This window comes from Pseudoalteromonas sp. Ld20 (genome assembly GCF_045064175.1).
Lineage (GTDB): Bacteria > Pseudomonadota > Gammaproteobacteria > Enterobacterales > Alteromonadaceae > Pseudoalteromonas > Pseudoalteromonas neustonica.
In genome coordinates, this window is sequence record NZ_JBISHB010000043.1 from 164,085 (window position 1) to 185,477 (window position 21,393).

19 protein-coding genes are annotated in these 21,393 nt (G+C 40.1%); 11 read left to right on the plus strand and 8 right to left on the minus strand.

Translation table 11 applies throughout. From position 1 onward, the window contains the following. Positions 1 to 82: 82 nt before the first annotated feature. From ACJJVX_RS17865 to ACJJVX_RS17885, 5 genes are all read left to right on the plus strand, one after another. Positions 83 to 1,765: a chloride channel protein gene (locus tag ACJJVX_RS17865; RefSeq protein WP_054453667.1), complete on the plus strand. Its 1,683-nt coding sequence runs from the start codon at positions 83 to 85 to the stop codon at positions 1,763 to 1,765. A gap of 19 nt (positions 1,766 to 1,784) precedes the next feature. After that, positions 1,785 to 2,219, plus strand: a complete 435-nt coding sequence (locus ACJJVX_RS17870; protein ID WP_054205534.1) for a CopD family protein — start codon at positions 1,785 to 1,787, stop codon at positions 2,217 to 2,219. An 84-nt stretch (positions 2,220 to 2,303) separates the two neighbouring features. After that, complete coding sequence (locus tag ACJJVX_RS17875; protein WP_405632728.1) at positions 2,304 to 3,320, plus strand: aspartate carbamoyltransferase; 1,017 nt, start codon at positions 2,304 to 2,306, stop codon at positions 3,318 to 3,320. A 31-nt stretch (positions 3,321 to 3,351) separates the two neighbouring features. Further along, on the plus strand, positions 3,352 to 4,632 hold the full coding sequence (hemL, locus tag ACJJVX_RS17880) for a glutamate-1-semialdehyde 2,1-aminomutase (RefSeq protein WP_405632730.1): 1,281 nt from the start codon (positions 3,352 to 3,354) through the stop codon (positions 4,630 to 4,632). Positions 4,633 to 5,128: 496 nt separating this feature from the next. Continuing rightward, positions 5,129 to 6,970, plus strand: a complete 1,842-nt coding sequence (locus ACJJVX_RS17885; RefSeq protein ID WP_054204190.1) for a methyl-accepting chemotaxis protein — start codon at positions 5,129 to 5,131, stop codon at positions 6,968 to 6,970. Positions 6,971 to 7,018: 48 nt separating this feature from the next. On the opposite strand, the gene mrcB is transcribed toward ACJJVX_RS17885, so the two are convergent. The 5 genes from mrcB to ACJJVX_RS17910 form a co-directional block, all read right to left on the minus strand. Continuing rightward, a complete protein-coding gene (gene mrcB, locus ACJJVX_RS17890; protein WP_054204191.1) occupies positions 7,019 to 9,400 on the minus strand; it encodes a penicillin-binding protein 1B in 2,382 nt (793 codons plus the stop codon). Positions 9,401 to 9,486: 86 nt separating this feature from the next. Next, complete coding sequence (locus ACJJVX_RS17895; protein ID WP_082355624.1) at positions 9,487 to 9,648, minus strand: YqaE/Pmp3 family membrane protein; 162 nt, start codon at positions 9,646 to 9,648, stop codon at positions 9,487 to 9,489. Between the two features lie 177 nt (positions 9,649 to 9,825). Beyond that, positions 9,826 to 11,055, minus strand: a complete 1,230-nt coding sequence (locus tag ACJJVX_RS17900) for an ammonium transporter (protein ID WP_054204192.1) — start codon at positions 11,053 to 11,055, stop codon at positions 9,826 to 9,828. A 9-nt stretch (positions 11,056 to 11,064) separates the two neighbouring features. Continuing rightward, positions 11,065 to 11,403 carry a P-II family nitrogen regulator gene (locus ACJJVX_RS17905; RefSeq protein ID WP_054204193.1) on the minus strand — a complete coding sequence of 113 codons (339 nt, stop codon included), beginning with the start codon at positions 11,401 to 11,403 and terminating at the stop codon, positions 11,065 to 11,067. 176 nt (positions 11,404 to 11,579) lie between these two features. Further along, positions 11,580 to 12,812 carry a response regulator gene (locus tag ACJJVX_RS17910; RefSeq protein WP_054204194.1) on the minus strand — a complete coding sequence of 411 codons (1,233 nt, stop codon included), beginning with the start codon at positions 12,810 to 12,812 and terminating at the stop codon, positions 11,580 to 11,582. Positions 12,813 to 13,086: 274 nt separating this feature from the next. On the opposite strand from ACJJVX_RS17910, the gene ACJJVX_RS17915 reads away from it, so the two are divergent. The 5 genes from ACJJVX_RS17915 (at position 13,087) to serA (ending at position 17,953) form a co-directional block, all read left to right on the plus strand. Beyond that, positions 13,087 to 14,607 carry a S10 family peptidase gene (locus ACJJVX_RS17915; RefSeq protein WP_054204195.1) on the plus strand — a complete coding sequence of 507 codons (1,521 nt, stop codon included), beginning with the start codon at positions 13,087 to 13,089 and terminating at the stop codon, positions 14,605 to 14,607. Positions 14,608 to 14,829: 222 nt separating this feature from the next. Further along, entirely contained in the window at positions 14,830 to 15,387 is a 558-nt protein-coding gene (locus ACJJVX_RS17920; RefSeq protein ID WP_054453661.1) for a hypothetical protein, read from the plus strand. A gap of 19 nt (positions 15,388 to 15,406) precedes the next feature. After that, the gene (locus tag ACJJVX_RS17925; RefSeq protein WP_054204197.1) at positions 15,407 to 16,003 is read left to right on the plus strand and encodes a 5-formyltetrahydrofolate cyclo-ligase; all 597 of its coding nucleotides are present in this window, start codon (positions 15,407 to 15,409) and stop codon (positions 16,001 to 16,003) included. A 53-nt stretch (positions 16,004 to 16,056) separates the two neighbouring features. Further along, positions 16,057 to 16,710: a ribose-5-phosphate isomerase RpiA gene (rpiA, locus tag ACJJVX_RS17930; RefSeq protein WP_169326478.1), complete on the plus strand. Its 654-nt coding sequence runs from the start codon at positions 16,057 to 16,059 to the stop codon at positions 16,708 to 16,710. A 13-nt stretch (positions 16,711 to 16,723) separates the two neighbouring features. Beyond that, positions 16,724 to 17,953: a phosphoglycerate dehydrogenase gene (gene serA / locus ACJJVX_RS17935; protein WP_054204199.1), complete on the plus strand. Its 1,230-nt coding sequence runs from the start codon at positions 16,724 to 16,726 to the stop codon at positions 17,951 to 17,953. 217 nt (positions 17,954 to 18,170) lie between these two features. Here the strand turns inward: serA and ACJJVX_RS17940 are convergent, their stop codons facing one another. After that, complete coding sequence (locus ACJJVX_RS17940; protein WP_152960592.1) at positions 18,171 to 18,821, minus strand: YceI family protein; 651 nt, start codon at positions 18,819 to 18,821, stop codon at positions 18,171 to 18,173. Positions 18,822 to 19,308: 487 nt separating this feature from the next. Beyond that, the gene (locus ACJJVX_RS17945) at positions 19,309 to 19,767 is read right to left on the minus strand and encodes a hypothetical protein (protein ID WP_054453655.1); all 459 of its coding nucleotides are present in this window, start codon (positions 19,765 to 19,767) and stop codon (positions 19,309 to 19,311) included. 568 nt (positions 19,768 to 20,335) lie between these two features. On the opposite strand from ACJJVX_RS17945, the gene ACJJVX_RS17950 reads away from it, so the two are divergent. Beyond that, complete coding sequence (locus tag ACJJVX_RS17950; protein ID WP_405632738.1) at positions 20,336 to 20,578, plus strand: hypothetical protein; 243 nt, start codon at positions 20,336 to 20,338, stop codon at positions 20,576 to 20,578. 130 nt (positions 20,579 to 20,708) lie between these two features. On the opposite strand, the gene ACJJVX_RS17955 is transcribed toward ACJJVX_RS17950, so the two are convergent. Further along, on the minus strand, positions 20,709 to 21,347 hold the full coding sequence (locus tag ACJJVX_RS17955) for a GyrI-like domain-containing protein (RefSeq protein WP_405632740.1): 639 nt from the start codon (positions 21,345 to 21,347) through the stop codon (positions 20,709 to 20,711). Positions 21,348 to 21,393 lie beyond the last annotated feature (46 nt).

Consider the following 21,393-nt stretch of genomic DNA (forward strand, 5'->3'; position numbering starts at 1 on the left):
CGTAGATAATTCAAAAATCAAAAGGACTTACTGCCGTACATTTGATAAACTGCCCGCCTAAATGGGTGGCGAGGAAAAATGCATGTGGCTTGAAACGCTTAGGCGTCGCTTGGCTAAGCCAAAAACATCGGTGCAACTGTGCTTACTAGGTGTATGTGCTGGTTTAATTGCTGCGTTTTTTATCATCTTATTTCGTTTAACAATTTTATTCTTTCAAGGTTTATTTCTTGAAACACCTGATGACTTTACAACACTTCCAACCCTTGAACGGGTATTAATGCCCATTGGCGCGGCCTTTTTGATTGCCTTATTTGCAGCCCTAACAGGTTTTAAACATTATCGCTTAGGCATTCCCTTTGTTATTCACCGCATAAAGCGTCACTACGGACAAATGCCGTTATATAACACAGTTAATCAATTTGTCGGTGGTGCTCTGGCGTTAATTAGTGGTTTTTCTGTTGGGCGTGAAGGGCCTTCAGTACATATGGGTGCAACGGGCGCAAGCTTGCTTGCTGATAAACTGCACTTACCTCACAATGCTATGCGCACGCTAAGCGGTTGTGGTGTGGCTGCGGGTATTGCCGCTTCGTTTAATACACCACTAGCAGCCGTCATTTTTGTGATGGAAGTGGTGCTCAGAGAGTATAAAATCCACATATTCGTCCCCATTATGCTTGCCGCCGTAACGGGGGCCCTTGCCACTCAATTTGTATTTGGTGATGTCTCTGAGCTTGCACTTATTGTTGTTAACCCCTTAAGCGGTTGGCATTACCCATTTTTAATCATTTTTGGGATGGCTTTAGGCGCGGTTGCTTTTGCGTTTAACCAAAACCTGATGATGATAATTCGCACGTTTAAACCCCTAAGTATGTTCCCGCGTTTACTATTGGCCGGCGTAATTGCAGGCGGTATAGCTTATATGGTCCCACAAGCGATGGGCTCTGGTATGAGCGCTATTACTATTGCAATTGAATCTCCTGACGATGTACAACTGTTAACAACCATTTTAATTGCTAAGTTGCTTGCCACCTTATTTGCGATTGGATTGGGTATCCCCGGTGGAATTATAGGCCCAGTTATTGGACTGGGTGTATTAATGGGCACTCTCATGGCATTTTTTGCACAATTTATTAGCCCCGGTGCTGATATAGCCGGCACTTATAGCGTATTAGGCATGGCAGGCTTACTCGCTGCCACACTGCACGCCCCGCTTGCCGCTTTAACAACCGTTATGGAACTGACCTCAAGCCCTGAGATTATTGTCCCTGCTATGCTGGTTATTTCGACAGCCTACGTCACTGCATTACAAATTTTTGGTAATCGTTCTATTTTCTTGCAGCAATTAGATTTTCAAGGTTTGTCGTATCATGTATCCCCTGCCACTGAGGCATTACAAAAAGTGGGGGTGATGGATGAAATGGATGAAAACTTTAAATTGCTCTACTCCGCGGATAAAGAACAAATTAAAACAAGCCTTGATGCTGTGAGTAGTCAAACTCCCTTGATTGTTTACGATACTGAAAATGGCTACCGTTTAGCTGAATACGATTTAAGTTTAATGTCAGAACAAAACATATCAATAAATTACATTAACTTACAAGGCGTTAGTAGCCAATCAACACTTGCTGATGTATTTGACTTACTAAAAGATAAACGCAGCGGTGCTGTGTATATTTATAACTTACTCGATAACCAACAAATTATGGGAATTATGCGCTGGGATCAGATCCGCCATATCCTTACTATACGTAATAGCTTACTGTAACAAAAAATAAGAGAACACTATGAGCGCGCTACTGGTTTATAAAGCCTTACATGTATTTTTTATGATTGCCTGGTTTGCCGGCATATTTTACTTACCACGCCTTTTTGTTTATCACGCCATGAGTGAAGAACGAGCCTGTAATTCTATGCTTAAAGTGATGGAGCGTCGCTTGCTCTATTTTGTAACCCCTTTTGCCATATTAACAGCCGTATTTGGTGTACTACTCATTGTTGAATATGGCCGGGAATGGTTTAAATACAGCATGTGGTTGCATTACAAATTAGTACTCGTCATCGCACTGTATATATACCATGCGTATTGCTTTAAATTACTCGCTGATTTTAAACATGACCGTAATACACGCAGTGATCGCTTTTATCGTATTTTTAATGAGTTGCCCGTGTTAGCGCTATTAGTCATCGTATTTTTAGCCATAACTAAACCAAGTTTATAAAAAATTTGCTATAGTACCGCGCGATTGCGTGCCCATCTTTGATGGTTAGATCGCGCCCCTTTTCAATGTGATAGGAATAACCCCATGTTAAGTTTCCAAGGTGAAAATATTCTTTCGGTCAATCAGCTTGATCGTAACTGTATTGAACGTATCTTTGCAGTTGCAAAGAAAATGGAGCCATATGCTAAAAAGCAAAAACGCACAAACGTGCTTGAAGGGGCAATATTAGCAAACTTATTCTTTGAGCCAAGTACGCGTACTCGCGTAAGTTTTGGTACTGCTTTTAATTTATTAGGCGGTTTGGTTCGCGAAACAACCGGTATGCAAAGTTCAGCTCTTGCCAAAGGCGAGTCGCTCTATGACACCGCTCGTGTTATTTCAGCTTATGCCGATGCAGTCGCCATGCGCCACCCTGATTCAGGCTCAGTTGCTGAATTTGCAACCGGTTGCTCAGTGCCTGTCATAAACGGCGGCGATGGCCCAAACGAGCACCCGACACAAGCACTACTTGATTTACTGACTATTGAACGTGAACTTCACCGCTTTGATCAAAACATTGATGGTATGCACATCGCCCTTGTTGGCGATTTAAAATATGGCCGTACGGTGCATTCGTTATCAAAACTACTGTGTCATTATAAAAACATTAAGTTTTCGATGGTCGCACCTGACGGCTTACAAATGCCAAGCTACATTTTGGATGCTGTTGATAATGCGGGTCATAAAATAGAAATTGTTGATAAAATGGAAGGCAATTTAGCCGCTGACATTGTCTATCAAACACGTATTCAAGAAGAGCGCTTCCCATCACAAGAAGAAGCAAACAAATACCGTGGTGGCTTTAGAATTAGTCAATCTATTTATAATGCCCATTGCAAACCCAACTCTATTTTAATGCACCCACTGCCGCGAGATAGTCGTATGGAAGCTAATGAGCTCGATAACGATTTAAACCTAAATGACAACTTAGCAATTTTTCGTCAAGTACAAAATGGCGTATTAATTCGCATGGCTCTGTTTGCACTTACACTTGATGTTGCCGATAAAGTAGAGCAATACGAAGTTGCAGTGCCTTGGTTTAGCCGCAAACGCGATAGTTAATTTTTAAAGTGACAACTTAATAGGATTTTTCATGACAATTAGCCAAGATTTATTTGCCCGCGCACAACAATCTATTCCGGGTGGTGTTAACTCACCAGTACGTGCCTTTAATGGCGTTGGCGGCACACCGCTATTTATTACCAGCGCACAAGGCCCATTTACTTTCGATGCCGATGGCAATCGTTATATTGATTATGTAGGTTCATGGGGTCCGATGATTATGGGCCATAATCACCCTGCAATTAAGCAAGCAGTGCTTGAAGCGGTAGAAAATGGCCTAAGTTACGGCGCACCTACCGAAGCTGAAATATTAATGGCCGAAAAAGTAAAAGAGCTAGTTCCATCAATCGAAAAAGTTCGCATGGTAAGCTCAGGAACTGAAGCCACCATGAGCGCAATTCGCTTAGCTCGTGGCTTTACTGGCCGTGACAAAATACTTAAATTTGAAGGGTGTTACCACGGTCATGCTGATTCACTACTAGTGAAAGCAGGCTCAGGTGCATTAACTATGGGCGTGCCTAATTCACCGGGTATTCCTGAAGATTTTGCTAAGCACACATTAACAGTGTCGTTTAATGACCTTGATGAAGTCAAAGCCATTTTTGCAAAATATGCAGATGAAATTGCGTGTATTATTGTAGAGCCAGTGGCCGGCAACATGAACTGTATTCCTCCTGTTCCTGGCTTCTTAGAAGGCCTGCGTGAAGTATGTGATGAATATAAATCAGTGCTTATTTTTGATGAAGTAATGACCGGCTTTCGCGTAGCACTTGGCGGCGCACAGGCTTATTACAACATCATCCCTGATTTAACCTGTTTAGGTAAAGTTATTGGCGGCGGTATGCCTGTGGGCGCGTTTGGCGGTAAAACGCAGATCATGGATTACATAGCTCCAGTTGGCCCTGTCTATCAAGCGGGTACTCTTTCAGGTAACCCTATTGCAATGGCCGCAGGTTTGAAAGCGCTAGAGCTACTTAGCGTTGAAGGCCTACACGCTAAGCTTGAAGCGAAAAGTAAAGCAATCTGTGAGGGTTTTGAAGCAGCAGCAAAAGCTGCAGGTATCGCCCTTACAACTAACTATGCCGGTGGCATGTATGGCTTTTTCTTTACTGATCAAGACAAAGTAACCACTTACGAGCAAGCTACACAATGCGATTTAGAGCGCTTTAAAAAGTTCTTCCACTTAATGCTTGAAGAAGGCGTTTACTTGGCCCCATCAGCATTTGAGGCAGGTTTTGTATGTTCTGAGCATTCAGAGCAAGAGATTACAGATACGATTGCCGCTGCACAGCGCGCTTTTGCTAAACTATAAGTATTAGGGTGTGTTGATCTTTCGTGATTAATTTTGCAGCAGACTGTTTGGTATTTAGGCAAGACAGCGCCTATGGTGTGTGGTTGTTCCCCATAAATCGACGATAACGCAGTATAAATGCCAAACATGCGCTGCCCAAAGAGTTCTTTCTAGGGGCGATTAACTCTTTGTTACCTACATGGAGGAAAGGTAAGGGGCGTGAGCAGGACGCGGAAGCTTTGCTCGATTTTTACTTATTCTCACATGGATGTGAGCCAGTAGAATAACGCAGGAGCAGTTATCGAGCCCACTCGGTGACAAACCTCGCGCCGCGATTAAATCGCCCCTGGATTGAACAAATTTCAATCCACAAAGGTCAATACTCCCTCGTTTTAATGTAATTAAAAAGCCCATAAGGGCTTTTTTTGTTTATAGGCTAATATTAATGAATGATATTGCAAGTAAGCTAGGTCTTACTAAACAGCATTCACTATTTTGCCTATAACAAGAGAGCACTATGTCAGGACTACGACGCGCAACTTCCCCTGCTATCAACTTGATGGCAAATTTAAAATACAAAACTAAAATTAGTCTAGTATTTGGTATTTTATTAGTTCCCCTAAGTGTTAGCCTATTCTTCTTACTCTCGTTATTAACCGATAGTATTCATGTTTCAACAATGAAACGTCAAGGTTTACAAAGTTACAGTGCTTTACTCGAAAACCAAATGAACTCCCAAACAAATAAAAATGCTGCTATTGCTCGCAGCTTCGGTTATCAAGTTAGTGACTCTCAAAACAAGGATGCGCTTGAATTAGTCTCTATCCAATCGCAACTCGCTGTGGATGATCATTTAGCCAGCGCTTACTTGAACCGCGCACTGGTATCTCCCATCCCAGCTTTAATAGAACAAGTTAATTTAACAAGCAATAGCGCAAATACAGTTTTAACTAATCAAGGCTTTACTCCTGACACATTTATAGCGCTGTCAAACTTATCAAAATCCTTACCTCAGTATGAAGAAAACATTGAAAAAACCTTATTAGTAGCCACAACGGCCAACAAACAAGTGAGTAAAATTTTAACTCCTTTGATAAATAAACTACAGCAAAGTACCCTTAACTTTAAGCGCGCCATCGACAGCAAACTATTAGAGCCCGATAATTTAGAAATAACACAGGCCGAGTTTTCTCAATTACATCAAGCAGTCACCAGCAATATCAAAGAACTTATAAAGCAAAGTGTGCCAACACTTGAGCAACTAATTACTGACAAGTTACAGCAGCAACAATGGATCAGAAACATTGTATTAATTGCTTCAATATTAAGTTTGTTGAGTGCATTTTATTTATTAATTGGTTTTTATTTTGCTGTAGTGGATGGTATTACCCGATTTGCTGGCGCAGCAGAACAAGCTGCTAATGGCGATCTAAGTGCTAGATTAGAATCTATCGGCAGTGATGAAATGAGCATTATTACAGCCCGTTACAATGCATTACTAAAAGCATTTAGTAATCTATTAGCAGAAGTAAAAAAAACAACCGTAGATTTAAGCAGCGCTACGGTATCACTTGAACAAGCAAGCCATCAAACAAGTCATGATGTAAGCGAGCAACAAGGGCGTGTAAATACAATTCACAACGCATTAAGTGATATGTCAGACAGTGCTCATGCTGTTGAAGAATCAGCAAATCAAGCAATGTTAATTGCGCAAAATGCAGCCCAACATGTTAAAGAAGGCTCGCGTAACACCATGGAGCTTGCTCAGTATATGCAAGACTTACAAGTGGAGTTTAGCGAAAACCAACAAGCACTCGATCGCCTAGCCGTGGATAGCCAAAATATTGGTAATGTAAGTAAAGGTATTAGTGAAATAGCTGATCAAACCAACTTATTAGCGCTAAATGCCGCTATTGAAGCAGCGCGCGCTGGAGAGCAAGGCCGTGGTTTTGCTGTTGTTGCTGATGAAGTACGAACACTTGCTTTACGTACACAGGCACAAACTCAAGAAATACACCAAATTATCAGCTCATTGCAGCAAGCATCAGATGATACACAACAAAAAATGCGTTCAAGTGTAGAGAAGATGGTGCACTCAGTGCAGTCAGCAAATGACACTAATAATGTGCTACAAAATGCAGAAAAAAGCATGCAAGAGATCAAAGTACAAGGTGAGCAAATTGCGCAGCGTGTGCAATTACAATCCCAAGCAACAACCCAAGCGTTAAACGATGCCCAACAAATTAGTCACTTAGCAGAGCAAACCCAAACATCTGCGCAGTCTAGCCTATGTGATGCGAAAAAAATTAGTCAGCTTTCAGAGCTACTATCCGACGCAATGCGATTTTTTAAATCTTAATGTATGCTATAAAAAAGCCAACTTATGTTGGCTTTTTTACTTAGAGACTTAACGCTGGCAGCTTGGCCTTGGTTCGAACTCGCTAACCCTAAGTGGTAGTTGAATAACTTTACCGCATCCCGGTGGTGCTTGTTTTCCTGTCAGTTCATTAATAAATGCCCAGCGAATCGAAGCAGGACGTGTATCGGCAATTGCTTGTGGGTTAAGCGGTTTAAGATAACGGATATACGCTTCAAGCGCCCCTACACTGCCTGTTAAGCCCGTACTTTTATTATCATCACGACCAAGCCATGCGACCGTTACTGTATTTTGATCAAACCCTGCAAACCAGCTATCACGCAAGTCATTACTCGTGCCTGTTTTACCCGCTAACTGAATTGACGGAAAATGGGCATTTAAACGTTTTGCGGTACCATCTTTTGTCACTCGCTTCATCGCATACTTGGTCATGTACATGGCGTCTTTTGCAAACCTTGGCTGTGATTTCACCTTATGTGAATACAAAACACTGCCTACAGAATCAGTCATTGCTGAAATCGATGTCAGCGCTCGGTATTCACCGTCAGCTGCAAGCGTGGTGTAAAGCTGCGCCACCTCAAAGCTCGACATTTCAAGTGCACCTAATAATAGTGAAGGATAATGATCTATTTGCTCTTTAACACCCAGTTTATTAAGTGTATCGGCGACGTTATCAACACCAACATCCAAGCCCAAATTCACTGCTGGAATATTAATACTTTGACTAAACGCTTTATAAAGCGGCAACATACCACGAAACTGACGATCAAAGTTCTCAGGCTGCCATACTTTTCCTTGCTCATTTGTCACCTGCAAAGGTGAATCATCTAACAAGGTGGCTAAGTTATAATTAGGCGAACTAAGTGCCGTTAAATATACCGCAGGCTTCACCAATGAACCAATATTTCGTTTAGTATCAAGTACACGGTTAAACCCTAAAAAGCGCGGATCACGTCCCGCAACTAAAGCCGATACACCGCCTTTTTCTACATTAACTGAGATCATCGCCGCTTCTAACTGCTCTGTCGTTGAGCGCTTCTCTAAGTACGGTAAACTATTTGCTATTGCCTCTTCCATCGCAGCTTGTTTTTGCAAATCAAAATAGGTAAACACCCTCACACCGGCATCTAGCACCTCTTGATCAGGTAATAGTTTTTTCAACTCACGATCAACTAACTCCAAATAACCCGGGTATGATTTTGTAATGCTGTCTTTCATTGGTGACACAGTAATAGGACGCTTTAGCGCTGCACGGTACTCTCTGGTATCAATTAATTGATTTTCGACCATTAAACGCAATACTAAGTCACGGCGTTCCATCGTCCGTTCACTATAACGACGCGGGTTGTAATATGACGGACCTTTAACCATTGCCACCAGTAAGGCTATTTGGTCAAACTCAAGTTCATCAACGGGCTTTGAAAAATAAAAGTCTGACGCTAACCCCATGCCATGAACACCTTGGTTATAGGATTGACCAAGGTATACCTCGTTTAAATAGGCTTCTAGGATCTGATCTTTTGAATAACGGTAGTCTAAAATTAAAGCAATGAGTGCTTCGTTGAATTTACGCACCAGCGTGCGCTCACGGGTCAAATAAATATTTTTAGCTAACTGCTGTGTTAACGTACTGCCACCTTGAACCGTACGACCGGCTTTAATATTACTATACAAAGCACGCATAATTGACCACACAGACACACCATGGTGTTTATAAAAATTTTGGTCTTCAACCACCAGCAAGGTATCTTTTAGCATTGGCGGGAATTTATCAAGTGGTACAAATTCGCGATCTTGTTTTGAGTCATTGCCAATACGTGCTATTTGCACCGGCTCCAAACGCGCTGAATTAACACGGCGCCCAAACTTATCTTTAATCGTCGCCAGTTTTTGCCCCGCGAAACGCAGCTCAATTTCACTCGCTTGCTCAAACCCGTCATAAAAATCAAACTCACGACGGTAAATTTTGATACTGTCTGGACCTTTAATATATTGGCCAGTACGGCTTATTTTATTAACGGAAGAATAACTTAAGCGTTTGAGCTCCCAAATAACTTCGTCACTAGATAAAAACTGTCCTGGATAAAATGTCATTGCTCTGGCGTATACTTGCGCAGGCAGTTGCCATTTATTACCTTCAAATTGGCGCGTTACCTTTGCATCAAGATAAATCAAATATAAACTCATAGCGACGATACCCGCTAAAGTTAACTTCCAGAAAATAGACCATAGCTTACGCCCAATACTGCGCTTTTTAACATTTTCAGACGCGTTCTTTTTAGCTTCAGTTTTTTTATTGGCAGTGGTTTTACTCACCGTTTTTTTTGCGGCTTTAGGTGTCGAGCTTGGCTCTTTTTTTGCAGGGCGTTTTGAAGACGTTTTTGTTGTTCGCGAGTCTTTTTTATCAGTCATTGACGTTGCTATTTATTTCCAGAAGTTAATTTTACAGAGGTAATGACGACAATATTAACACCTGTAAAATTAACAGTCACTGAAACTTAGCGTGTACACAACCAAAGTGAATGGATCACGGCAGGTATAAAAAAGATAAAACATAGAACGATATTAATGATGAGATCTTTACCCACACCCGCTTTTAAAAATACAGCTATCGGTGGTAAAAATAACGACAAAATGATCAGTACTAATTTGTTATCCATAAGGATCCTTATTATAGTTTGGTAATAATTTTGACCTAAGCATAGCCAGTAATCGTTATTTTTCCTATGCGAATGTTCTGATTTTTCCGTGTCTTTATTGTCTGTCGCACAAAAAAGCCCTAACCGCAGTTAGGACTTTGTTTTGAACACACAATTATTTAAATTTGCTATTACTGATTAGTTACCACGCACAGAGACAAACTCAGGATAAGCATCAATACCACAATCGTGCTGATCCATTCCATTTAACTCTTCTTCTTCTGTGACACGAATACCTATGGTTTTCTTCAAAACAGTCCATACAATGACTGACGCTATAAATACAAACCCTAAAATACACACCAAACCAATTAACTGATTAACAAAGGTTGCCTCTGCATTCGTAACAGGCACTAGCATGATACCAAGTACCCCGCATACACCATGAACTGAAATTGCACCAACGGGATCATCAATTTTAACTTTATCCAGCGCTACAATGCTAAATACCACGAGTGAGCCACCTAAAACACCCAATAAACACGCCATTACTGGCGAAGGTGATAAGGGGTCTGCCGTAATCACAACGAGTCCTGCCAATGCACCGTTAAGCACCATTGTTAAGTCTGCTTTACCCCATAGCACTTTACATACAAACAACGCTGCAATTGCGCCAGTGGCCGCAGCGGCATTGGTGTTTAGTAATATTTTGCCTACGGCAGTTGCATTTGCTGCATCTGAAATTAATAACTGAGAACCACCGTTAAAACCAAACCATCCCATCCATAAAATAAACGTACCCAATGTTGCTAACGGCAAGTTAGAACCCGGAATTGGATAAATTTCACCATTTTTACCGTATTTACCTTTACGAGCACCAAGCATTAATACACCTGCAAGCGCCGCCGCTGCACCTGTACCGTGCACAATCGCAGAACCTGCAAAGTCAACAAAACCCATTTCAGATAAGAACCCTCCACCCCAAGTCCAATAGCCCTCAATCGGGTAGATAAAACCGGTTAATACAATTGCAAATGCAAGAAAAGCCCATAACTTCATACGCTCAGCAACAGCCCCCGATACAATTGACATCGCAGTTGCTACAAATACAACTTGAAAGAAGAAGTCTGACTCCAAAGAATGATCTGCATCAGCAGCTTGCGTGCCTATTAATGCGCCAAGCGAAGGGACTAAGCCGCCTTCAGTGTTGTCTACATACATAATGTTGTAGCCAACCAGTAAAAACATGGTGCATGCGATTGCATACAACGCCACATTTTTAGTTAAAATTTCAGTGGTATTTTTTGAACGCACTAAACCGGCTTCAAGCATGGCAAAACCTGCAGCCATCCACATCACTAAAATACCTGAGATTAAAAAATAAAATGTATCTAACGAGAATTTGAGTTCTATAATCGTGTTTTCCATAAAGCCCCCTTAAATTGCTTCTTCATCTAATTCACCCGTACGAATACGGACAATTTGATCCAAGTCGTAAACGAAAATTTTGCCGTCACCTATTTTTCCTGTTGAAGCAACCTTAGTAATGGTTTCAACAACACGTTGGCAATTTTCGCTACGAGTAGCAATTTCGATCTTTATTTTTGGAATAAAATCGACTTGATATTCGGCGCCGCGATATAACTCGGTGTGCCCTCGTTGACGGCCAAACCCTTTAACGTCAACAACGGTCATTCCTTCAATGCCTAAATCAGCCAATGCTTCTCGCACATCATCCAGTTTAAATGGCTTTATTATTGCACTAATCATTTTCATAGTGGCCCCCTTCGGACGCTTATTGTTATCCTGTTTCCTTAGATAATCCAACCTTTGTGCCACTATTTAAAGCTCTTACTAAACAAGAGCTTATTAATTAAAGTTAATTTTAAGCAATAAAAAACGCACCATATAGGTGCGTTTTATTAACATTTCTACAGTGCTGGTGCAGCACACTAGCTTTGTTGTACAACACAATCTCTGTCTTGCGCTTTTGCTTGATATAACGCCTTATCTGCCAAGCGCATCGCACTCGTTAATGTTACATTTTGAAAGTTTGCTAAGCCAATGCTTACCGTAATGGTAAATGACTGACCATTTATAACAAAGTCATACGCAGCAAGACGTGATCTAAATGCATCAAGTAGCGGGTATGCTTGCTCTAAACTGATGTCAGCCAACACAATTGCAAACTCTTCACCACCTACACGCGCTACCGTAAAACCTTTGAAAGAGCTGCGTAATAAAGACGCAACTTGCTTTAATGCCTGATCGCCCGCTTCATGACCAAACTTGTCATTAATCGCTTTAAAAAAGTCAATATCCAGCAATGCTAAGCTATTTTTACGTGCTGTTTCCTTTAAAAGCGACTCTGCAAATTGATAAAAGTAACGTCGATTATATAAACCAGTTAAATCATCACGATATGCACTTTCTTTAATATCTGCGATTAACGAAAGTTGCTCCATTGTTTGCAATACCCGACAATGGAACTCTTCGTTCATAAATGGCTTTGTTAAAAAGTCATTAGCGCCATACTTTATAAAGCGTGCTGATAGGCCATGTTTGCCAGCCCCAGATAACCCTATGATGGCTAAATCATCACGCCCTCTAAAATTGCGCACCGCTTTAACTAATTCAAAACCATCCATAGTAGGCATAGCGTAATCAGTCATGAGTAGTTTAATTTCAGCGTCTTTTTTTAGAATTTTTAGCGCTTCTTCACCATCATGGGCCACTTGTACATCAAACAACTGCTTTTCTAGCATTTGTTTCATCAATGAACGACTTAGTAGCGAGTCATCAGCAACTAATGCTTTACATCCTTGATTACGTAATAATTGTGCAACCAATTTTACAGCGTAATGATACGAATCACGGTTGTCTTTAATAACATAATCAACAACCCCAATCTCGAGCATTTCTTGGCGCTTGTATTCATCAATTTTTGAGGTTAAAACAACTGTAGGAACATTTTTTTCCAGCGTGTATTTAACAACCTCACCGTTCATTGCGTCGGGAAGAGTTAAGTCAACAAGCGCCAAAGTATAGTTTTGATTGCTTATATATTCTTTAGCCTCTGCTAGTGACCAAGCAAAATCAACTGCTACATTAAGGTAGTGGGCAACTAAATGGCGCAACACTTGCTGAACAACTTTACTATCTTCAACCACTAAAACTCTTTGCATAAATCTTCTCTATACTGCAGATGGATTTTGCTTGTTTTATCCCTTCCCTAAGAAACAACAAAGCACAACGTAATAATTTAGCATGGAATATACTCCACTCTTGTAATAATCAAAATCTATTAAGGTTAATATACGCATAAAGCATACTTTCTTTGAAAAAAGCTAATATAAACTTCTGCCTCTTAACGATTAATACTGGTAGCTAGTCTCATTACCTTTGTTATTTTCTAAAAAATTATCTTTAATAGGCTAACTTTCGTTTAAAGGATCCCCCATGAAGCTTGTCAGTATCATTAGTTTATCTCTGGCCGCACTAACAGTAAGTGTAACAACCAGTAGTTATGCCACAGACAATCAACGCCGAATCGACGTTGACAGTAATGTTGTAACTCAACATAAAGCGCGTATTAATGGTGAGCGTTTTTCTTATACCGCTACCACAGGTACACAGCCGGTGTGGGACGATAAAGGCGATGCGGTTGCCACCTTGCAATACACTTACTACGAGCGAGATAAGGTCGATGATCGCACTAAGCGCCCATTACTAATTTCATTCAATGGCGGACCAGGTTCTGCATCTGTATGGATGCACTTAGCCTATACTGGACCACGCGTATTAAAAATTGATGACGAAGGTTACCCAATTCAACCTTATGGCGTTAAAGACAACCCATATTCTGTGCTTGATGTTGCTGACATAGTTTACGTAAACCCTGTAAATACAGGGTACTCGCGGGTAATTGAAAATGAAAAAGGCGAATTATTAAGCAAAGATGCACAAAAGAGTATGTTTTTTGGCGTAAATGCCGACATAAAATACTTAGCAGAATGGCTAAATACTTTTGTAAATCGTAATGAACGCTGGCGCTCACCAAAATTTTTAATCGGTGAAAGCTACGGCACTACGCGTGTATCTGGCCTTGCTCATGAACTACAAAATCGTCAATGGATGTACATCAACGGTGTTGTTTTAGTGTCCCCTACTGATATTGGGATTAAACGCGATGGCCCAGTAAAAGCCGCTAACCGCCTGCCATATTTTGCTGCCACTGCCTGGTATCACAAAGCACTAAGCCCGGAACTACAAGCTAAAGATCTAGATGAATTACTGCCTGAGGTAGAAAATTTTACTATCAACAAACTAATTCCTGCACTTGCCAAAGGTGGTTTTATTGGTGATGAAGAAAAGAACGCGATTATTAAACAAATGGCGCTTTATGCAGGGGTATCTGAAAAATTTGTTCAGCAAAACAACCTTGATATTCCAAACAACTTCTTTTGGAAAGAACTATTACGTGAACGCGGGCAAACACTGGGGCGTTTAGATTCACGTTACCTAGGAATTGATAAACGTGACGCTGGCGAATCACCTGACTATTGGCCTGAGCTAACGTCGTGGTTGCATTCATTTACACCGGCCATTAACCATTATCTTCGTGAAGAGCTTAACTATAAAACAGACATAAAATACAACTTGTTTGGTAATGTTCACCCGTGGGATCGCAGTAATAACAAAACAGGCGAGAACCTACGTTTAGCAATGGCACAAAACCCATATCTTAATGTACTTGTTCAAGCCGGCTACTTCGATGGCGCAACAAACTACTTTGATGCTAAATACACTATGTGGCAGCTCGATCCAAGCAGTAAAATGCGCGATCGTTTAAGCTTTAAAGGCTACCGTAGTGGCCACATGATGTACCTACGTCATGCCGATTTAGAAAGTTCAAATAACGATTTACGTGACTTTATGCTCAAAGCATTGCCTAAAGAAGGCCAAGCTGCAAAATACTAATCGTATTAACGTTTACAACAGCCCGCTTATTGCGGGCTTTTTTTCACCCATGATTTTGATCTACCCAAGTCGCGTATTTAGGATGTTACAAGGGCTTAGGGTCAAAGCGTTACCTTGTAATAATACCTTGGCTAAATCGCTTTTAATTCCAACGACACTCGCATCTTTAGGTGGCTTGGGTATATACTCAAACTATTGATCTCACGTTTTTGGAAAACACAAATGGCAGAAAACTTCCGTGTCATGTTTGCAGGGCTAGCGCCAGATACAGAGCAAGCACAAGCGATCACCCAATTAGCTACAAAGCTAAAAGCCCCCACAAGCAAAGTCGCTGCCTTTTTTGACAACAAACCTCTATTTGCACCATGTGAAAAAGAAAAAGCATTAAAACAAGCCAAGTTACTTGCCAGTGTTGGTATCACAAGCAAGTTACTGCCACTAAATAATTCAGCCTCGGCAACAAATAATAACGACACAGCAAGCTTACGTGACGAACGTATTTTTAATGCCCTTGATTACATTACAAGCAGCTTAATTCGTATAGAAGAAAAGCTCGACGACTTAGAACAGCGTTTACCTGCTACAGCACAACAACCTTTAGAAGATGAAACCGATGATTGGCAAGATGACGACTTACTCATCGATGACGAACTAACAACCCCGGTAAAAAAACGCAGTAATATTTTATTATATTCACTGATATCGATGGTGATCCTGCTATTAATTGTATTGGGCTTATCGTTTTTGTTTCCTGATTTTTTTAATATTTTGGATAGTTAAAAGGTAATATACGCTTAAAATGAGCCAACAAAGAGCCACAATCCGTCAAGAAACCCGAAGAAAACGCAATTCACTGTCAAATAATGAACAAAAAATTGCAGCCTCTGCGCTCAAAGTGAATTTTACTCAACATTTAAAACTACAAAAAACAACTCAAAATGCCCATATAGGTATTTATTTAAGTAATGATTCAGAATTAGATACATCATTGTTAATAAAAGACCTTTGGTCTAAAAACCACACCACCTACCTCCCTATCATTCACCCATTTAACGGCACTACTTTATACTTTCAGCGCTATGAAGAAAATTCACCCATGAGGCCAAATCGCTATGGTATCTTGGAGCCTAAGTTAAATTGTAGTCAGATATGCCCACTTGCAGAGCTTGATTATCTACTTATGCCATTAGTTGCATTTGATGACCACGGCAACCGTTTAGGGATGGGGGGTGGCTTTTATGATAAAACGTTGGCGCGCTACGAAAAAGAAAATTGGCAAAAACCACAACTAATAGGCCTTGCACATCAATGCCAACATGTGGAAAATTTACCAATTGAATCGTGGGATGTACCACTAAAGTTCATAATCACACCACAGAAAATCTATCATTGGTAAGCAATTAATTTGTATACTAACGTTTAGCAACTCCACCTATAGAGCATAAAACTATGACACAAGACGAATTAAAAAAAGCCGCTGCTTGGGCAGCCCTAGAGTTTGTAAAAGAAAACACGATAGTAGGTGTTGGCACCGGCTCAACGGTAAATCATTTTATTGACGCCCTTGGCACAATAAAAGACACCATTAAAGGTGCGGTTTCAAGCTCTGATGCATCAACTGCAAAGTTAAAAGAACTAGGCATTGAAGTATACGAATTAAACGATGTAGATGGCCTTGATGTATACGTAGATGGCGCTGATGAGATCAACACCCTAAACGAAATGATCAAAGGCGGCGGCGCAGCTCTCACCCGCGAAAAAATAATTGCAGCCGTGGCTAAACAGTTTGTATGTATTGTTGATGATACGAAACTAGTCGACACACTTGGTGAGTTTCCACTGCCAGTCGAAGTGATTCCAATGGCGCGCAGCTATGTAGCCCGTGAATTACTAAAGCTTGGCGGCGACCCTGTTTATCGCCATGGAGTGGTGACTGATAATGGCAATGTCATTTTAGACGTTCACAATTTATCAATCACTCAAGCAAAAGAATTAGAGCTAACAATTAATCAAATTGTTGGTGTAGTAACTAACGGCTTATTTGCCCATCGCGGTGCAGATAAAGTCATTATAGGCACCAAAAATGGGCCACAAATTAAATAAATAGGATGAGGATATGAGTAAGGTATCGTTAGCAAAAGACAAAATTAAAATTCTCTTGCTTGAAGGTGTGCACCAAAGTGCAGTTGAAACACTTAAACGTAATGGTTACAGCAACATTGATTACGTAAAAACATCGTTACCTGAAGATGAGCTAATTGAGCGTATTAAAGATGTGCATTTTGTCGGCCTTCGTTCTCGTACTCATATCTCAGAAGCAGTTTTAGAAGCCGCAGATAAACTCGTTGCGATAGGCTGTTTTTGTATCGGCACCAATCAGGTTGATTTAAATGCAGCCCGCCAGCGCGGTATTGCAGTATTCAACGCGCCGTTTTCTAACACTCGCTCTGTTGCTGAACTTGTACTAGGTGAAATACTCCTGTTGTTCCGTGGTATTCCTGAGCGTAACGCCATTGCACACCGTGGCGGCTGGTTAAAAACGGCCAATGGCTCATTTGAAGCAAGGGGTAAAACACTCGGTATTATTGGTTACGGCCACATCGGTACTCAACTGGGTATTATGGCTGAAAATATCGGCATGAATGTTGAGTTTTTTGACATCGAAGACAAACTAAGCCTAGGTAATGCCAAGCAAGTGCATAACTTAACGCAATTATTACAACGCGCCGATGTTATAAGCCTACACGTACCAGAAACACCGCAAACCAAAAACCTTATTGGCACAGCAGAGCTTTCAGTAATGAAGCAAGGCGCAATATTAATCAACGCCTCTCGCGGTACTGTGGTTGATATTGACGCCCTAGCCGAAGCCCTTACAGAGAAAAAGTTAAGTGGCGCAGCCATCGATGTATTCCCTGTTGAACCAAAATCTAACGCAGATGAATTTATCTCGCCACTGCGTGAATTCGACAACGTGATTTTAACACCGCACATTGGTGGTTCAACACAAGAAGCACAAGAAAATATCGGCATTGAAGTTGCTGGTAAATTAGCGAAATATTCAGATAACGGCTCAACAATTACTGCTGTTAACTTCCCAGAAGTATCGCTACCAGAGCTTGCAAATCGTAGCCGCTTATTACACGTACACCACAATCGCCCTGGTGTACTAACACAAATTAACCAAGCGTTTGCCCAGCACGGCATCAACATCGCCGCGCAATACTTACAAACAGACGAAGCCATTGGTTATGTTGTAATAGATGTGGATACCGATCACTCTGAAGTCGCACTTAAAGAATTAAGTGCAGTAGAGGGAACGATTAGAGCGAGAATTTTGCACTAAAAGCTAAGCTGTAAGCTGTAAGCATAAAAGCCGTGCCTGTTAAGTTAAGCACGGCTTTTATTTAGATTAGCAATCGTCTTTCTAAACAAGAACAGAGCATTAAACATAATGAAGAAATCCAGCTTGATTTTATTGAAATTATTCATTTAAGCGACTATCTACGACATGCAGTTTACACATTTCACTCCTGACGATTTAGCAGCTACCTACTTTATTCTTACTGCTTGCCAACATTAAGAAATTCCGCATAAACTTCTAAATCAATGTGATCCCCAACAATCGGTATATAACTGTCCATACCAAAGTCAGAACGTTTTATTTGACCTACCGCGCTAAAACCAATGGTGTATTTCCCTGTCATCCAGTTGTCTGCTCCACCGTGAAATGTGGCTTTAAACGTCACTGGTTTAGTAACGCCTCTAAGCGTTAAATCGCCTGAGAAATTAAAACTGGTATCAGATACAACCGTAACGGTGTGACTAGTAAATGATGCTTGTGGAAAGCGTTCACTGTTAAACCAAGTGTTATTTTGTAAGGTTTCTGCTAACTCAGTATTATTAATATCGATAGAGCTAATATCCACCACTGCGTTTAATGACGCGACAGCCATATTATTAGGATCAAAGTTCAGTTGTGCATCAAATTGATTAAAACGTCCTACATAGGTTGATAACCCTAAATGTTGGATTTTAAATATTAATGCAGCATGTTGATTATCTAGCTGATATTCACCAGCTTGAAGCGCTATCAACTCAGATTTAACAGTGGGTGCAATCCAACTCACACAACTTGTCAGTAACAGCGCACCGCACATGACTGAGACCGAATGTATAAATGTTCGCGTTGTATTCTTTAATGCTGAGTTCATAGTAGTTAAGCCATTAGTGATGTGTTAAGTATTGGTAAAACAACACGTTATTTTGCATAAAATCAAAATTATACCCAAGCCACCTCAAATGCGAGTTTCAGTTGGAGTTAAAAGCGATTTAGGCAAGGCATTGATTGCAAATAATAGTGGTTCTATTGTTCAAATCAATAACGCAGTATAAATCGCTTTTAAACCAACCCTCTGGGCGTTTCACAGGCGCTTACTCTCTACGTTGTTACTTCTTAAAAGGGACGACCATTATTGCAAAGTAACGCCTTGATATTAAGCGCCTGTGGAACGCTGAATTCTGCATCTTGAGGTGACTTGGGTATATAATGCCTCATATTTTCCATTTTCACCTCTCTTTTATATTCATGATGGAGTAAAATCCGCCAATTCCCCGTCTATTAATTAATAGGCTTATCATAAAGAAATGCCGCAAAACAAGACCACTGTGAACACTAAAGACGAGCTACTTACATTTTCGTTACCTTTTCTCTTTTGAATACTTAATCTTTTGAAATTGATTAAATAGCTCACATGAATCATTAACAATTTCGTAGCCATCATAAAAAGACATTGAATATTCCCTTGTAACATCCATAAACCCAATAAGTGGCCAGTGACCTTGGGCTGCTTTATTCAATGAGAGGTATTTACCTGTGAGGCCGATATGGCAATTATTAATTTTTAATACATCGAGATCAGATAAACCTCTAATACTGATTCTTTCTTTACCTCGACTAAAGCAAGAAGCCATATTTAGGCATAAAAAATTACCTTCTTCTGTTTTGAGGAAGTACCCAGCAACCTTAATTTCGACTTTATTATATTCATCTGGAGAACTTATTAAGTTGATAATACTGACATAAGGAGTGCTTATTTTCATGTCTGAAAAAACGTTGAAAGAAACAACCAATATGATAAAAAATATAACTATTTTCATTTAATAACCTTTCGCAATTGATACTTTTGAGTGATTAAAAAATGCCACTTCGCTATCAGAATGACAATTAAACCCAGTAACTTAAAAATAACGATTAGGGCTTGGCTTTTACCTAAGCATTTTATGTTCGTAGCGCTTGAAACCTCAATACTGTTTTAAGTTTTTCAGGTGCAACTTTACGAGGATCACTTCGATATATCTCCCTATGTATTTTGGATTGGCGCTAAATGCCTGCATTTTTTGCAAACTCTTCCATTTTTTAAAGCTGATTGGTTCGTCTTCAAAAATGCCTAAATGCAATATTTGAAAACCAAAGGGGTCAAACCCTGACTTCAGACATCATAATTATTAACTGTCCGCAATTTGCTCTAAACCGTCATTCAGTTTATTATTTCACTCGATGATTGTATCAAAATAGGAACTCTTCTATCGCTGATACACTAACAAAAAATAAATTCAAAACGAGTGGTTCTACAGGTTCGTTAAACGTTAAAAATGGTATTTCAATATGAGAAAATAGTTTTTATTTAAAGTTAAAGGTCACACTATTAAAGTAGTTAATTCTTGGATGCGCGGCGTAAAATTATATGTTGACGGTGATTTACGTGATCACGATTCTAGCTTGTTCGCTAATGGTAAAATAGCACTCGTTTGTGCAAAGTTAGGTGATTATGGCGTGCTAGAAATTAATCCATTATCGTCGTTATTCTCTGTAGAAATTGATGCATTTCTAATTTTAAATAATTCACAACAACATGTTTACAGCTCACATAAACGCTTGAGTTTAACTGAACAAAGAACAGCGCAATAAACTTATGGCCGAGTTAGTGAAGGAATGACCTATAACATGCACTTTGTTATTAGTGACAAGTGAAATTGGCCATATATTTACTGTAATAACTTAAAAATAACAATTAGGGCTTGGCTTTTTTCTAAGCATTTTATGTTCGTAGCGCTTGAAACCTCAATACTGTTTTAAGTTTTTCAGGTGCAACTTTACGAGGATCACTCAGATATATCTCCCGATGTATTTTGGATTGCCGCCCAATGCCTGCATTTTTTGCAAACTCTTCCATTTTTTTAAAGCTGATTAGTTCATCTTCAAAAATGCCTAAATGCAACATTTGTACGCAAAGACCTTCAGACGAACGTTCAAAATTTAGCTGCGCTAATAATGGATTTTTCTTCTTTGCTTTTGCCACTTCAAGCATTTCTTTAAAGAAGTATTCATCCACAAAATCGGGTTGGCGTATCATCAATTTATATACAAAGTCGTCTTTGTTGATCACACCGGTAAAGTTCGCTTTTGCAGCATCAGTAATGTCCCAAACGCCCTCCAGAGGATATACCGTAAAATCATAATAACCCTTTGGCGTCACATCCATTTTTTTTAGCGTCATTTTTATCGTATAGGCTAACGAATATAAAGCGCCAATTTTTTCAGTAAATATGCTTTTTGCCGGACTGCCTGTGCCTTCGATTGTTATAAACTTAAACTCAGGCACATCTATTATTTCAGGTTGATTTTTTGGAAGGTACAGCGCTTTCTCTTTTTTCCTCCATTCATATTTAGCTTGCATAAACATCCTCTTTTATACCTAAGCAGATTAAACGCTAAATATTAAG